A 14,792-nucleotide genomic window follows, 5' to 3' on the forward strand; every position below is an offset into this window, starting at 1 on the left:
AGAGAAGCCTCCCAACGTCAAAAGCCTCCTCATCCCGCATAATACCCGCGAAACAGCGCCTTGCCCTTCAGCAGCCGTACGCCGAGCCAGCCGCCGCACAGCGACAGCAGCAGCGCGCCGCTGAGCGGCAGCACCAGCCACAGCGTCCAGTCCGGCTGCCACGGGAAGTCGAACACCTTACGCTGCAGGCCCCACAGCGCCGCTTCCGCGCCGATGGCGGCGGCCACGCCGGAGACCACGCCGAGTAGCGCAAACTCGCACCACAGCGTGCCGCGCAGCAGCTTTTTGCCGGCACCGAGCGTGCGGTAGACCACCAGCTCCTGGCGACGCTGGCGCATGCCGACCTGGATCTGCGCCAGCAGCAGCAGCACGCCGCAGGCGGTGACCAGAATCACCATAACTTCCAGCGCCTGGCTGACCTGCGCCAGCACCTGACCAATCTGCTTCAGAATAGTGCCGATATCCAGCAGGCTGAGGGTCGGGAACGCGCGGTTAAGCTGCACCAGCGCGGCGTCGTTGCCCTCCATGCGGAAGCTGGTCAGCCAGCTTTGCGGCTGACCGTCCAGCGCGCCCGGCGGGAAGATAAAGAAGAAGTTCGGTTTCAGGCTCTCCCAGTCGACCTTACGCATGCTGGTGATCTTCGCGCTGAACGGCTGGGTATCGCCGGTGAACGTCACCGTATCACCCAGTTTCACCCCCAGCCGTCCGGCCAGCTCCTGCTCAATCGACACTTCACCCGCTTTCGGCGGCCACTGGCCTGCAGTGAGCGGGTTGTGATCCGGTAAATCCTGTTGCCAGGTCAGGTTCAGCTCGCGGTTCAGCGATTCGTCCTTCTCCGGGTCAGCCTGCTGACCGTTGATGCCGGTCAGGCGCACCCGCGCCACCGGATAAAACGTTTCCGGTGTCACCTGATGCTGTTCAAGGAAGGTTTTCACCTGCGGCACCTGCTCCGTGGTGATGTTCAGCAGGAAGTAGTTCGGGCTGCCCGGCGGCAGCTGCTGCTGCCAGCGGTCCAGCAGATCGCCGCGCATTACCAGCAGCAGCGCCAGCAGCATAAACGAGAGCGAGAACGCCGCCAGCTGGCTGAGGGTGGTCCACGGCTGGCGCAAGAGGCGGTTTACCGCCAGGCGGAAGGCGAGGTTACGCACGGTCAGGCGACGCAGCAGCAGCAGTCCGCCCCAGCCAATCGCCCCCAGCAGCAGCGACAGCAGCACGATGCCCGCCACCAGCGCCCACAGCAGTTTACTGCCGCCGACCAGCAGCGCCAGCAGGCCGATCACCACCAGCGCCATTACCGGCAGGTAGAACTTCAGCGGCCACAGGTTAGCCACCGTATCGCGCCGCAGCACGCGCAGCGGCTGGGTAGCCAGCAGCAGGCGGTAGGGGCGCAGACCCACCAGCAGCGAAATCACAAACAGTGAGCCGACCGCCCACAGCCACGGCCAGGCGCTGGCGGCGGGCAGTTCCCCCGGCAGCACCGGGCGCAGCATCCGCAACAGCAAGGCCTCAAAGCCCAGCCCGATGGCGCTGCCGGTGACGGCCGCCAGCAGCAGCACCGACAGCCACTGGCCGACGATCAGCTTACGCAGCGCCCGGCGGTTGGCGCCGAGCGTTTTCAGCACCGCCACCAGGTCGTAGCGGCTGCGGCAGTAGTGGTTCATCGCTACCGTTACCGCGGCAATCGCCAGCATCAGCGTCAGCAGCGCCGACAGCAGCAGGAACTGCTGGGCGCGCTGCATCGATTTACCCAGCGCATCCTCCGAGTTCTCGACGCTGATCCAGCGCTGATCGGCGGTCAGGCGGCTGGCGATCCAGCCGTCGTAACGCGCCAGCTGGTCGGGATTACCGGCAAATTTGTAACGCCAGGTGACGCGGCTGCCGGGCTGGATCGCCCCGGTCTTCTCCACGTCGGCCAGATTCATCAGCAGGCGCGGCGCGGTCTGGAACGGGTTAAAGCCGGCATCCGGCTCCTGAATCACCTCGCCGCTGATACGCAGCGTGGTATCTCCCACGTCGAGCTCATCCCCCGCCTTACGCCCCAGCAGCGCCAGCAGGCGCGGCGCGGCCAGCACCGTGCCCGCCGCCGGTTTCAGCCCGGCTGGCTGCGTGTCCAGCGTGCCAAACATCGGGTAGGCGTCGTCCACCGCCTTGACCGAGGCCAGCTGTGGCGTGTCACCGGCAAAGGTCATGGTCATAAAGGTGAGCTGTCGCGCCACCTGCAGGCCGTCATCACGCGCCTGCTGCAGCCACGCGTCCGGTACCGGCTTCGCGGTCTGCAGGGTGCGATCGCCGGCCATAAAGTCGCGGCTCTGCTGCGTCAGCCCCTTCTCCATGCGGTCGCTGAGCGAGCCGAGCGCCAGCACGCAGGCCACCGCCAGGGTCAGCGCCAGCCAGACGATCAGCAGCGAGGGGGATTTCCACTCGCGCCAGAACCAGCGCCAGATCATGCTTCCTCCCACAGCTTGCCGTCGCGCAGCCGCAGGCGGCGGTCGCAGCGCGCCGCCAGCTGCTCGTCGTGGGTCACCAGGATCAGCGTGGTGGCGAAGTCGCGGTTCATGGAGAACAGCAGGTCGGCGATGCGATCGCCGGTTTTACGATCGAGGTTGCCGGTGGGCTCATCGGCAAACAGCAGCGCCGGGCGGCCGTTAAAGGCGCGGGCCAGCGCCACGCGTTGCTGCTCACCGCCGGAGAGCTGCGCCGGCAGGTGGGTTAAGCGCTCACCAAGCCCCAGCTGGGCCAGCAGCGCCGCCGCCTGTTCGCGGCTCTGGCGATCTTTGTCGCCGCGCAGCAGGGCCGGTAGTTGCACGTTTTCTACGGCGTTGAGGGTGGGAACCAGCATAAACGACTGGAAGACAAAACCGACGTTCTGCGCGCGCAGCTCGGCCCGCTGCTCCTCATCCATCTGGTGCAGCGGCTGGCCCAGCAGGTGCACCTCGCCTTCGCTGCCGTCATCCAGCCCGGCAATAATTCCCAGCAGGGTCGACTTGCCGGAGCCGGACTCGCCGATCAGGGCAATCGTTTCTGCCGGTTTGACAACCAGCTCAACTCCGGTAAGGATGGAAAGCTGATGCTCACCCGAACCGACGGACTTACTAAGACGATGAACTTCAAGAATGTTTTCCGCTGGCATTACCCTGTCCTGTTGTTAATAGCGCTGATGTCGCTGCGTGCGACGGCAGCAGATACCCTGCTGGTGCTCGGTGACAGCCTGAGCGCCGGTTACCGGATGTCGGCCAGTGCCGCATGGCCGGCGCTGCTCAATGATAAGTGGCAAAAATCCCCTGCCGTGGTTAACGGTAGCATAAGTGGCGACACCGCGGCGCAGGGCCTGTCGCGCCTGCCCGCGCTGCTGAAGCAGCATCAGCCGCGCTGGGTGCTGATTGAACTCGGTGGCAACGATGGCCTGCGCGGCTTTCCGCCGCAGCAGCTGAAACAGACGCTGGACCAGGTAATTAGCCAGGTCAAAGCGGCGAAAGCCGAGCCGCTGCTGATGCAGGTGCGCCTGCCCGCCAACTATGGCCGCCGCTACACCGAGTCCTTTGCGGCGATTTACCCTGAGCTGGCGCAGCACTATTCAATTCCACTGGTGCCGTTTTTTATGGAGCAGGTCTATCTGAAACCGGAATGGATGCAGGATGACGGTATCCACCCGGCTCCTGCCGCGCAGCCGTTTATCGCCGATCTGCTGGCGAAGCAACTGACCCCCTTAGTTAACCATGAGTGACCCGGTTGTGAGCGGGCAGGCAGGTAAAGATATGCAAAAATCAGTCGTAATTACCGGCAGTTCCAGCGGTATCGGTCTGGCGGCTGCCAATGACCTGCTGCGCCGTGGCTATCATGTCATCGCCGCGTGCCGGAAACCGCAGGATGTGGAACGGATGGCTGAGCTGGGCTTTAGCGGCGTGCAGCTGGATCTGGATGATGAGCAGAGCGTGGCGCGGGCTGCCGCAGAGATCCTTACGCTGTGCGACGGGCGGCTGTTCGGGCTTTTTAACAACGGCGGCTTTGGTATTTACGGGCCATTGCAGCTGATTACCCGCCAGCAGCTGGAGCAGCAGTTCTCCACCAACCTGTTTGGCACCCACCAGCTGACCACCCTGCTGTTGCCCGCGCTGATCGCCAGCGGCGACGGGCGCATTATCAATACCAGCTCGGTGCTCGGACTGGTCTCCACCCCCGGTCGCGGTGCCTATGCGGCCAGTAAATACGCGCTGGAAGCCTGGTCCGATGCGTTGCGCATGGAGCTGCACGGCAGCGGCGTACGCGTCAGCCTGATCGAACCGGGGCCGATCGCCAGCCGTTTTACCGATAATGTCAGCCAGGCCGAGCAGGATAAGCCGGTGAAAAATCCCGGCATCGCCGCACGCTTTACCCTGCCGCCGGAGGCGGTGCTGCCTAAGCTGCGCCATGCGCTGGAGAGCCGCCGTCCGCGGCTGCGTTATCCGGTGACGCTGGTCGCACATCTGATGAGCGTGCTGAAACGCCTGCTGCCGGGCCGGATACTGGATCGTATTTTACGCCAGAAATAGCCGGCAGGGCTTGAAGCTGACGCCGCTGCCCCAATACAGTGAGAAACTCACGTGAAAAAGAGACGAATTCATGTCACCACAAGCTGTCATTGTTGATATTAACGAAACCAACCTGCACGCCACGCTGGAACAGTCGATGCAGGTACCGGTGCTGTTTTACTGCTGGTCTGCCCGCAGCCAGCATTGTCAGCAGCTGACCCCGCTCCTTGACCGCCTGGCGCAGGAGTATGCCGGGCAGTTTATTCTGGCAAAACTGGACTGCGACGCCGAACCGGCGGTCGCCCAGCAGTTTGGCCTGCGCTCGATCCCGACCGTCTATCTGTTCCAGAACGGTCAGCCGGTCGATGGCTTCCAGGGGCCACAGCCGGAAGAGGCGGTCCGTGCCCTGCTGGAAAAAGTGTTGCCGAAGGAAGAGGAGCTGAAAGCACAGCAGGCGATGCAGCTGATGGACGAAGGCAAGCTGATTGAGGCACTACCGCTGCTGAAAGATGCCTGGCAGCTGAGCAAGCAGCGCAGCGATATCGGCTTCCTGCTGGCGGAAGTGCTGATTGGCCTGAACCGCAGCGACGAGGCCGAAGCGGTGCTGAAGGTGGTGCCGCTGCAGGATCAGGATACCCGCTATCAGGGGCTGGTGGCGCAGATCGACCTGCTGAAGCAGGCAGCGGACAGCCCGGAGATCCAGCAGCTTCAGCAGCAGCATGAAGCCGATCCGGACAACGCGGCGCTGGCCACCCAGCTGGCGATCCAGCTGCAGCAGGTGGGCCGTAACGAAGAGGCGCTGGAGCTGCTGTTCAGCTACCTGAAGAAAGATCTTGGCGCTGCCGACGGCCAGGCACGTAAAACCCTGCAGGAGATCCTCGCGGCGCTGGGCACCGGCGACGCGCTGGCGGCTAAATATCGTCGTCAGCTCTATTCGCTGCTGTACTAAAATTAACTATCGCCCCTGTCCGCTCAGTTGGCCGCCGGCCGCGTGAGCGGGCCCTTGCTCTCCCATATAACAATCCGGAGGTTGTATGCTGGCTGTCATTCCCGTCATTGTCGTCCTGGCGCTTATTCTGGTCTGGTCGGGCATCAAGATCGTACCGCAGGGCTATCAGTGGACGGTGGAGCGCTTTGGCCGCTATACCACGACGCTGCAGCCGGGCCTGAACCTGGTGGTGCCGTTTATGGACCGCGTCGGCCGCAAAATTAATATGATGGAGCAGGTAGTCGATATCCCTTCCCAGGAGATCATCTCCAAGGATAACGCCAGCGTCACCATCGATGCGGTGTGCTTTATTCAGGTGGTCGACCCGGCGCGTGCCGCCTATGAGGTCAGCAATCTGCAGCTGGCGATCATCAACCTGACCATGACCAACATGCGTACCGTACTCGGCTCTATGGAGCTGGACGAGATGCTGTCGCAGCGCGACAACATCAATACCCGCCTGCTGCACATCGTCGATGAAGCGACTAATCCGTGGGGGGTGAAGATCACCCGTATTGAGATCCGCGACGTGCGGCCGCCGGCCGAGCTGATCGCCTCAATGAACGCGCAGATGAAGGCCGAACGCACCAAGCGCGCCGATATTCTGGAAGCGGAAGGGGTGCGCCAGGCGGCGATCCTGCGTGCAGAGGGCGAGAAGCAGTCGCAGATCCTTAAGGCGGAGGGTGAACGTCAGTCGGCGTTTCTGGCCGCTGAGGCGCGCGAGCGCGGGGCAGAAGCGGAAGCGCGGGCGACGAAAATGGTCTCTGAGGCGATTGCCGCCGGCGATATTCAGGCAATTAACTACTTTGTGGCGCAGAAGTACACCGATGCGCTGCAGCAGATCGGCTCGGCCAGCAACAGCAAGGTGGTGATGATGCCGCTGGAGGCCAGCAGCCTGATGGGCTCGATTGCCGGCATCAGCGAACTGCTGGGCGACAGCAAGCGCGAGCGTAACAAGGGATGATTGGTGAGCTGCTCTCTCACCCCTGGTGGCTGTGGCTGACGCTGGGCGGACTGCTGCTGGCCGCCGAGATGCTCGGCACCAGCGGCTACCTGCTGTGGAGCGGCGTGGCGGCGGTGCTGGTCGGGCTGCTGGTGTGGCTGGTACCGCTGGCGTGGGAGTGGCAGGGGCTGAGTTTTGCCGTCCTTACCGTGCTGGCGGCGCTGTGGTGGCACCGCTGGCTGAAGCACCGCGACCGCCGTCACCCCCCTTCCCAGCTTAACCAGCGCGGCCAGCAGCTGATTGGCCGCCAGCTGACGCTGGACGCACCGCTGGTGAACGGCTTCGGCCACGTGCGCGTCGGCGATGGCAACTGGCGGGTGCAGGCGGATGAGGGTCTGCCTGCCGGTAGCCTGGTGACCGTGGTGGCGGTGGAAGGGATTACGCTGCGTATCGTTCGCAGCCAGCCATAGCCTTCTTCCGCACTCCTGCCAGGCAGCATGTGCAGCCTCAGACACGCTGGCACCCCTGCCAGACACGATCGGCATCCTCAGGCGCGCAGGCAGTCCTGCCAGCGCCTGACCAGATAGTTGTGTTCGTCCATCACCGAGTTCCATACCGCAATATGGCTCATACGCTGTTCATAGCTGCCGCCGTCGCGAAGTTCGCCTTTGGCAATCAGCGGCTCGCCCCAGGCGTTGGGCAACGTTTCCCGCGCCGGCAATCCGCCGTACCAGAAGTCCCACTCGGCGGCGGACATATACGGCCTGCTGCGCTGCGGGTTGGAGATGTAATACCCCTGCCGCGCCATTACCGCCCCCGGCCAGCCGGACTGCCACCAGTTCAGGTAGTCATAGGCCGCATCACGAATTTTACCGCTGGCGCAGCGCGACAGCGACATGCCGCCGTACCAGGCACGATAACCTTCACGCGGCGTAGCCAGCTTATAACCGTGCTGGCGGAAATGATGGCGAAAATAGGTCGGTGCCCACAGGCTCTGCACGCCGACCTGCTGATTTTCGATCAGCTTGCAGGCCTGATCCTGGGTCGACCAGAAGGCGGCAAAGTGCCCCTGCCGCCGCAGCCGCGCCAGCTCGCCGGTCAGGCTGTCGATCTCCTCCAGCGTCAGATTCCCCACGTTGGCAAAGCGCTGTAGCCCGGCCCCCTGCACCGCCAGCGCCGCGTCCAGCCCCCCCATCGCCGCATCGTCCTGAAACGCCGCCTGCCCCGAGTAAGCCGGGTGCAGCAGCCAGCCCCAGCTCTCCTCCTCACCCTGCAGGCCGCGCGGCAGCCGGTCGGCGTGATAGGCAAAGCTGTCGGCGTTGTGGGTTAGCGGCAGCATGCTGATCAGCTCGCCCGGCAGGCAGCCGAGGCTGTTGTCGCGCTGCACGTAAAGCCGGTTGACCGGCACGCTGCCATCTCCCAGCCGGCCGCCGGGACGCAGGGTACCGGTTTTCGGCAGGCTGTTGATCTCATCCCAGTAGCTCAGGCGGGCGATCTCCAGCGGCTGGATCGCCCGCGCCGGCCAGACAAAATCGATATTGTGGAACCACTGATCGTAGAGATCGTAGCTTTCCGGCTCCATCACCGCGATGCGCTGCGCATCCTCGACGCTGCGCAGCAGGTAGTCGATTTTTATCCCCAGGTCCTGCTCGGCGCGCTCACGCAGCAGCTCCAGCAGGGTGACCGAGGTGCCAAGCACGCGCAGGGTAATGTTACTGGTGGCAACCGCCGCTGAAGTCATGGTGCTGTGTCCCCGGTTAAAAATGGCTGCTGGAAGCGCAGAAACGCCTGTTTCAGCCGCGAGGCCGACACGCCGCGCAGAATGAACACCAGCTGTGACTGCTGCAGTTCCCCCGGCCAGTCGTTAAGGTGCACCGGCGGGTGCAGGCTGTGCTGCACGCCGTGGATCGCGACCGGCGTCTGGCTTTCGCTGACCCGCAGAATGCCTTTCATACGTAAAATGCTGGCCCCGTGGCAATGTAACAGCATCGACAGCCAGACGGCAAAAGCCGGCCAGTTTATTTTATCCTGCAGCGTGATGACGCAGGTTTCGGTCAGCGGGTGCTGCAGGTGTGGCAGCTGCGGATGCCCCCCGGCGCTGACGTCGCCACTTTTCGCAACGGCACGCGCTGCCGCCACGGCCGGGGCCGGTCCCAGCCAGCGAAAACGCTGGCTGGCGCTGCCGTGCGTATAGCTCAGCCGGAACAGGTCAGCCAGTTCAGCCCCGGCTGGCAGCAGCTCTGCCAGCGGATTCAGCTGGCACAGGCGGTCTGCCAGCGCCTCTGTCTGCGTGGCGCTGACCCGGTCACGCTTGCTAATCAGCAGCCGGTCGGCGGCCGTCACCTGCGCCAGCCACTCCGGGTGCTGCTGCCCCTCGCTGAGCCCGTGCTCGGCATCCACCAGCGTGACCAGCGCGCCCTGCTTAAAGTGGAACTGCAGCTGGCGGTCGTGCAGCAGGGTGGAGAGGATCGGTGCCGGATCGGCCAGCCCGGTGGTTTCGAGGATCACCTGGCTGAACGGCGGCAGCTCACCGCGCTCGCGCCGCTCCCACAGATCCAGCAGCGCCTGTTTCAGCTCGCCGCGGATCTGGCAGCAGACGCAGCCACCGGGCAGCAGCACCGTGTCCGGCGCCACCTCATTTAACAGCAGATGGTCGATGCCCACCTCGCCAAACTCGTTAACCAGCAGCGCCACGTCGCTCAGCACCTGGCCCTGCAGCCAGCGTTTGAGCAGCGTGGTTTTGCCGCTGCCGAGAAAACCGCTCAGCACCTGCACCGGCAGCCGGCTATCGCCGTTCATCGCCCGCTCCCCCCATCCAGCGCCGCCAGATAAGCTTCGTCGAGTGGATCGACTGGCCGCCTGAGCATTTTTTCCGCCTCCTGCCAGATCTGCTGCAGGTTACTGACCAGCGCCTGCTGCCCGGTCGGCCCGGCCAGCAGCCAGCTGCTGTGGAAATCGCTCAGCTTCAGCCGGTACGGGGCCAGCGCCCGGTTAAGCATCGCCAGCTGTTGCAGCCGCAGCTGGCGGCGCGGCAGGGTCTGCTGCAGCGGATCGCTCCACTGCGGGCCGTCATCAAGTAAACCGCATACGCCACACATGGCAAATCTCCTAAGGCATGACGTCGCCGGAATTCGGCCCCAGCGTCTGGCCGGCAAACAGGTTGCCGCCCGGCTCGCTGGCCAGCAGCAGCGCCACCGGCGCAACCTCCTCCGCCAGGCCAAAGCGGCCGAGCGGCAGTTCAGCGGCTTTGGCCCGCTGCCACTGCGGATTGAGGCCGTCGATCAACGGCGTGGCGACAGGGCCTGGGGCGATGGCGTTGACCAGCACGTTGTCGGCCGAGACCTCCAGCGCCAGTGATTTGGTAAAGCCGATCACCCCGGCCTTGGCAGCGGCGTAGTGGCAGAGTTCTGCCCCACCCTTGATACCCAGCTGTGAGGCAATATTGATAATGCGCCCCCAGCGCTGCTGGCGCATCAGCGGCAGCGCCCGCTGCGAAGCGAGAAACACGCTGCGCAGATCCACCGCCAGCATCTGATCCCACATCGCCAGCGTAATCTCCTCGCAGCGCGCCTGGCTGAGCATGCCGGCATTGTTGACCAGCACGTCGATACCGCCGAAGCGCGCGACGCAGGCGTCCACGCCGGCCCGTGCGCCCGCCACCTCAGCCACGTCAGCGACCACGCCGTAACACTCGACGCCCTGCTCACGGCAGGCGCTAACCTGCCGTTGCAGCGTCTCTGCGTTGCGATCGCTTAACAGCAGCCGCGCCCCTTCACGGGCAAACAGCAGCGCAATCGCCGCGCCGATACCGCTGCCCGCTCCGCTGATCGCTACCCGTTTTTGCTCTAACTGCATGATGACCTCCCTAATCCGGCCAGCGTACCGTCAGGCCGCCGTCGATGACCAGGCTTTGCCCGGTGAGATAACTGCTCTGCGGACTGGTGAGGAAGCTAATCACCTCCGCCACTTCTTCCGCCCGCCCGACCCGCCCGAGCGGGATTGCCCGTGCGGCTTTGGCCAGTCCTTCCGGCCCCAGCGAGTTCTGTTTATCCAGCGACTGCGGCGTTTCGATCAGGCCAGGGATCACCGCGTTACAGCGCACGCCACGCGCCGCCAGCTCCACCGCCAGCGAACGGCACAGACCGGGGATCGCCGCTTTGGCCGCGGCGTAATGCGCGTGATCCTGCCAGCCGTAAACGCCACCGGCGATGGAGGAGACCGCCACCAGGCTGGCCCCCTCCGTCAGGTGCGGTGCAGCGGCGCGGAAGCAGCGCATGACGCCGCTGAGGTCGACGTTCAGCATCTCGTCCCAGCGCGCGTCGCTCATCTCCGCAATCGGCGCGCGGCGCAGTACCCCGGCGTTGGCCACCACGTAATCCAGCCGGCCGTAATGAGCCAGCCCGGCGCTGACCCACTGCTCCACCGATGCCGTGTTCGCCACGTCGAGCGGCAGCCACAGCGCGTCACCGCCTGCGGCTTCAACCTCTGCCGCCGCCTGCTGCGGGTCGTGCGGGTCGGCCGGGTAGTAACCGGCGACCACCCGTACGCCACGCCGGGCGTAGACCGTTGCCAGCGCCAGGCCAATACCGCTGGCCGCGCCGCTAATCAACGCCACCGGGGCGCTGGCTGAACCTTTATTCATGAGGAGCTCCTTGCAGTTGGGCATTAACCGGCGGCGTCACCGCGGCGGTGGTTTGCGGTAGCTGGCGCGCCAGCAGGATCACCATCCCGGAGATAAAGCACGGCAGCGCGCCGAACCACAGCGCCGCGTCCTGCCAGTTGCCGCCTTTGCTCAGAATGGTGGTGGTGCCGATGCCGGCAATGATCGCGCCGACCGGACCCATCGCGCCAATCAGCGAACCGGCGGTGGCGCGGATGGCGGTCGGGAAGCTTTCGCTGATAAACAGCAGCGCCGCCGCGTACGGGCCAATCAGGAAGAACAGGCCGAGGCTGTAGAGCACCACAATGGTGGCAAAGTTGTCCGGGCAGAACAGCATGCCGGTAAAGGCTACGCCGCCGAGCATCCAGCCGACCGCGATAGTGTTGCGGCGGCCAATACGGTCGCCCAGCCAGCCGTGCGCCAGGTAGCCACAGTAGCCGACCAGGTTAGACATGATCAGGATCAGCAGCGAGTTGTTGAACGAGATGGCGTGGGTTTTGGTGATCACCGTGGTGCCCAGCACGCTGAAGATCTGAATTGCAAACCAGTTGAGGAGCACCGCACCGCCGAGTACCAGCGTGGCGCGCAGCGCAGGCCCGCGGAATGCGGCCGCCAGGCCAGCGCTTTTATGCTCGTCATACTCCACCGCATAATCGCTGGCCACCTGACGGGCGTCGTTCTCGTTACCGGCTTCACGCAGCTGGCGAATATGCCGGTGCACCTCGAACTGCGGCGTCTCTTTCAGCTTCAGCGCCAGAAAGGCAATCACCAGCGACGGCAGCGCGGCAAAAACAAAGCTGCCCTGCCAGCCGATCAGCGGCATCAGGACCGCAGTCAGCGCCGAGGCCACCAGCGCCCCCACCGGCCAGCCGCCCTGCACCAGACTGTAGATAAAGCCTTTACGCTTGTTGAGCTTCGGATCGTCCAGCGCGGTATACAGCTCGGACAGGTAGGTGGCGTTGACGGTCTGCTCGGCATAGCCGAGGCCGGCCACTGAACGAATGGCGGTCAGCGCGCCTTTGCCCCAGGCACCGCCGACGGCTGTCAGCAGCGAACAGAGCGCCGCGCCGCCCACGGTGATCACAATGCCCATCCGTCGGCCAAGCCGGTCAACCAGCGGACCCACGGCCAGCGCGATCACCGCCCCGCCCACCGCCACCAGGGTGGCGATCTCCGACTGCTCCACTTCGCTCCAGCCAAAGTGTGCGCCGATCTCCGGCAGCAGCGTACCAAACAGAATAAAGTCATAGACGGCAAAGACCCACGCGAAGAAAGCAATCCAGGTTGCGAATGTTACGTCCCTGCGGGTCAGCTGCTGCGGCTGCCAGCCGTTGACACTGCGGCGTTTAAAGATGCTCATATTGCTCTCACTGTTCCGGGTTAGGGGGCGGTCAGCCGTGGCGCGGGTAGCGCTTCAGGTGGTCGTCGGCGATCTCATCGAAGGTGACAAAACGCACCCCTTCGTGGCTCTGGATGTGCTTAATCAGGCGTTCCAGCATCAGCAGCACCTGCGGGCGGCCGGAGACGTCGGGGTGAATGGTCATGGTGAACACCGCGAAATCATTTTCGCGATACACCCAGTCAAACTGATCGCGCCACATCTCTTCCAGATGGCGCGGGTTAACGAAGCCGTGGCTGTTGGGGGATTTTTTGATAAACATCATCGGCGGCAGATCGTCGAGATACCAGTTGGCGGGGATCTCCACCAGATCCGTCTCCTCTCCGCGCACCAGCGGCTTCATCCAGCTGTCCGGGTGCTGGCTGTAGTCGATTTTGGTCCAGCTGTCGCCAACGCGAACGTAGTAAGGGTGGAAGTCGTTGTGCATCAGGCTGTGATCGTACTTGATGCCTTTTTTCAGCAGCAGCTCGTTGGTGACGTTGCTGAACTCCCACCAGGGGGCCACGTAGCCGGTCGGCCGTTTACCAGCCAGCTCGGTGACCAGTTCGATGCTGCGATCGAGGATCGCCTCTTCCTGCGCCGGGGTCATGGCGATCGGATTTTCATGGCTGTAGCCATGAATGCCGATTTCATGGCCGGCCGCCGCCACCGCCTTCATCTGCTCCGGGAAGGTCTCGATGGAGTGGCCCGGAATAAACCAGGTGGTGCGCAGGTTATGCTCGGCAAACATCTTCAGCAGGCGAGGCGATCCGACCTCACCAGCGAACAGCCCGCGCGAAATATCGTCCGGTGAATCCTCACCGCCGTACGAGCCCAGCCAGCCCGCCACCGCATCCACATCGACGCCAAATGCACACAGAATTTCTTTAGCCATGATCTTCTCTCCGTCCGTCTGGGTAACGCTGGCCGGTGCCAGCAGATAATCGGTTATTATCTCACCCATAAAATGTATCTTTTTTTTAAATGTACATTTAGGCATTGCAATAGAGATGCCAGGTTGATCACGGTTAGCGCGAAAGGATCGCTCGAAATTGTGAAGATACCGGCAAATACCGACGGAGAAGCGTAATGAAATGCCCGCATGCACTGGCATAATTTCGCTGAGTGACTGGTTTTTTTGTCTGTTTATAATGAATTTTTGATTTAATGATCCAATACCGTGCAATGCTGCACCATCGACAGGCAGGCGGGTGAATTGATCGTACCCCGCCCCGGCGAGCGGCACGATATGTCATACTGCGCGTTATCAACCAGCAGGAGCGGCGATCCCCAGGATGCTTAACGACAGCGACGGAACTCAGACAGAAGCGCGTGCGGCCGCACGCTATGAGGTGATCCGCCAGGTACTGCAGCAGGCCATCGTCTCGCAGGCGGTACCGGACGGGCTGGTTTTACTGGAAGGGCCGCTGGCGCAGCTGTTTGGCACCAGCCGGGTGCCGGTGCGTCGCGCGCTGGGGCTGCTGCACGAGCAGGGGTTAATTGCCCGTTTTGAGGGGCGCGGCTTTATTGTCGCCGCAGACGGGCAGGACGTGGAGCCGCAGCGCATCGCCCTGACCCGCAGCGTGCTGGGACTCGACCAGGAGCGCGAGCTGGTTGACACCCGCAGCGCCGGGGAGCAGGTGCTGGAGAGCCTGCAGCAGGCGCTGTCGACCTGCATGGTGTTTGGCCACTATCAGCTCAACGAGGGGCTGGCCGCTGAGTTTTACAACATCAGCCGCAGCAGCATCCGCGAAAGCCTGATGCGCCTGCGTGACAAGGGGCTGGTCGAGAAAGAACCCTACGCGCAGTGGCTGTCCGGCCCGCTGACCGCCCGCGAGATCGCTGACCACTATGAGATCCGCGCCAGCCTGGAGCCTTTCGCCCTGCGCAAAGCCGCGCCGCTGATCCCGCAACGGCAGCTGCTCGATAATTTACAGCGGCTGTCGCAGTTGAAAGGGCACCAGATTACCGCCGCCACGCTGGAACAGGTGGAAGACGACCTGCACTTTGCCTGCCTGCAGCCGGCGGGCAACCGACCGATGCTGGAGATGCTGCGGCAGAGTCAGTCCCCGCTGATCGTGACGAGGATCTTCTACGAAGTGCTGGCGCTGCCGCTGGAGCAAACGGTGATCGATGAACACCGGCTGGTGTATGAAATGCTGCTGAAGGGCAGCTGGGACCTGGCGGCGATGAGCCTGCGTGAGCATCTGGAGCGCGCGCAGGCGCGAACGCTGCAAAAACTTAAGGTGCTGTCAGTACTGCCGGTCCCGCAGCTGCCGCCTTATCTGCACCGGCTAAGCTGAAAAAAGGGCTCC

At 63.8% G+C, this 14,792-nt stretch carries 15 protein-coding genes; 6 read left to right on the forward strand and 9 right to left on the reverse strand.

Going from position 1 to position 14,792, the window contains the following annotated elements; all coding sequences use genetic code 11:
- Positions 1-29 precede the first annotated feature (29 nt).
- Positions 30-2,447: a putative ABC transporter permease subunit YbbP gene (gene ybbP / locus ASF13_RS19480; protein WP_056240326.1), complete on the reverse strand. Its 2,418-nt coding sequence runs from the start codon at positions 2,445-2,447 to the stop codon at positions 30-32.
- The gene (ybbA, locus tag ASF13_RS19485) at positions 2,444-3,130 is read right to left on the reverse strand and encodes a putative ABC transporter ATP-binding protein YbbA (protein WP_056240329.1); all 687 of its coding nucleotides are present in this window, start codon (positions 3,128-3,130) and stop codon (positions 2,444-2,446) included. Before ybbA ends, ybbP begins: the two co-directional genes overlap by 4 nt.
- Here ybbA and tesA point away from each other — a divergent pair.
- From tesA to ASF13_RS19510, 5 genes are all read left to right on the forward strand, one after another.
- Entirely contained in the window at positions 3,101-3,724 is a 624-nt protein-coding gene (gene tesA / locus ASF13_RS19490) for a multifunctional acyl-CoA thioesterase I/protease I/lysophospholipase L1 (RefSeq protein ID WP_056240562.1), read from the forward strand. The genes ybbA and tesA overlap by 30 nt on opposite strands.
- A gap of 31 nt (positions 3,725-3,755) precedes the next feature.
- Positions 3,756-4,529, forward strand: coding sequence for an SDR family oxidoreductase (locus ASF13_RS19495; protein ID WP_056240564.1), 774 nt, complete (start codon positions 3,756-3,758; stop codon positions 4,527-4,529).
- 70 nt (positions 4,530-4,599) lie between these two features.
- Positions 4,600-5,457: a co-chaperone YbbN gene (locus tag ASF13_RS19500; RefSeq protein ID WP_056240330.1), complete on the forward strand. Its 858-nt coding sequence runs from the start codon at positions 4,600-4,602 to the stop codon at positions 5,455-5,457.
- An 85-nt stretch (positions 5,458-5,542) separates the two neighbouring features.
- A complete protein-coding gene (locus tag ASF13_RS19505; protein WP_056240333.1) occupies positions 5,543-6,460 on the forward strand; it encodes an SPFH domain-containing protein in 918 nt (305 codons plus the stop codon).
- A complete protein-coding gene (locus tag ASF13_RS19510; protein WP_056240337.1) occupies positions 6,457-6,909 on the forward strand; it encodes an NfeD family protein in 453 nt (150 codons plus the stop codon). Before ASF13_RS19505 ends, ASF13_RS19510 begins: the two co-directional genes overlap by 4 nt.
- Positions 6,910-6,986: 77 nt before the next feature.
- Here the strand turns inward: ASF13_RS19510 and ASF13_RS19515 are convergent, their stop codons facing one another.
- From ASF13_RS19515 to ASF13_RS19545, 7 genes are read right to left on the reverse strand one after another with little or no spacing between them, the layout of a single operon-like run.
- Positions 6,987-8,180 carry a PotD/PotF family extracellular solute-binding protein gene (locus ASF13_RS19515; protein ID WP_056240340.1) on the reverse strand — a complete coding sequence of 398 codons (1,194 nt, stop codon included), beginning with the start codon at positions 8,178-8,180 and terminating at the stop codon, positions 6,987-6,989.
- A complete protein-coding gene (locus ASF13_RS19520) occupies positions 8,177-9,238 on the reverse strand; it encodes a GTP-binding protein (RefSeq protein WP_056240344.1) in 1,062 nt (353 codons plus the stop codon). Before ASF13_RS19520 ends, ASF13_RS19515 begins: the two co-directional genes overlap by 4 nt.
- On the reverse strand, positions 9,235-9,537 hold the full coding sequence (locus ASF13_RS19525) for a hypothetical protein (RefSeq protein ID WP_056240347.1): 303 nt from the start codon (positions 9,535-9,537) through the stop codon (positions 9,235-9,237). The genes ASF13_RS19520 and ASF13_RS19525 overlap by 4 nt, the downstream gene beginning before the upstream one ends.
- Before the next feature lie 10 nt (positions 9,538-9,547).
- A complete protein-coding gene (locus ASF13_RS19530) occupies positions 9,548-10,294 on the reverse strand; it encodes an SDR family NAD(P)-dependent oxidoreductase (protein WP_082502387.1) in 747 nt (248 codons plus the stop codon).
- Between the two features lie 10 nt (positions 10,295-10,304).
- The gene (locus tag ASF13_RS19535; protein ID WP_056240354.1) at positions 10,305-11,081 is read right to left on the reverse strand and encodes an SDR family NAD(P)-dependent oxidoreductase; all 777 of its coding nucleotides are present in this window, start codon (positions 11,079-11,081) and stop codon (positions 10,305-10,307) included.
- Positions 11,074-12,459 (reverse strand): MFS transporter, encoded by a 1,386-nt coding sequence (locus tag ASF13_RS19540; protein WP_056240358.1) that lies wholly within the window; start codon positions 12,457-12,459, stop codon positions 11,074-11,076. Before ASF13_RS19540 ends, ASF13_RS19535 begins: the two co-directional genes overlap by 8 nt.
- Before the next feature lie 31 nt (positions 12,460-12,490).
- Positions 12,491-13,372 carry a polysaccharide deacetylase gene (locus ASF13_RS19545; RefSeq protein WP_056240567.1) on the reverse strand — a complete coding sequence of 294 codons (882 nt, stop codon included), beginning with the start codon at positions 13,370-13,372 and terminating at the stop codon, positions 12,491-12,493.
- A 400-nt stretch (positions 13,373-13,772) separates the two neighbouring features.
- Here ASF13_RS19545 and ASF13_RS19550 point away from each other — a divergent pair, with 400 nt between their 5' ends.
- Entirely contained in the window at positions 13,773-14,780 is a 1,008-nt protein-coding gene (locus tag ASF13_RS19550) for a GntR family transcriptional regulator (protein WP_056240361.1), read from the forward strand.
- Positions 14,781-14,792: the final 12 nt, after the last annotated feature.

The sequence above is a fragment of the Erwinia sp. Leaf53 genome (assembly GCF_001422605.1).
Taxonomy (GTDB): Bacteria; Pseudomonadota; Gammaproteobacteria; order Enterobacterales; family Enterobacteriaceae; genus Erwinia.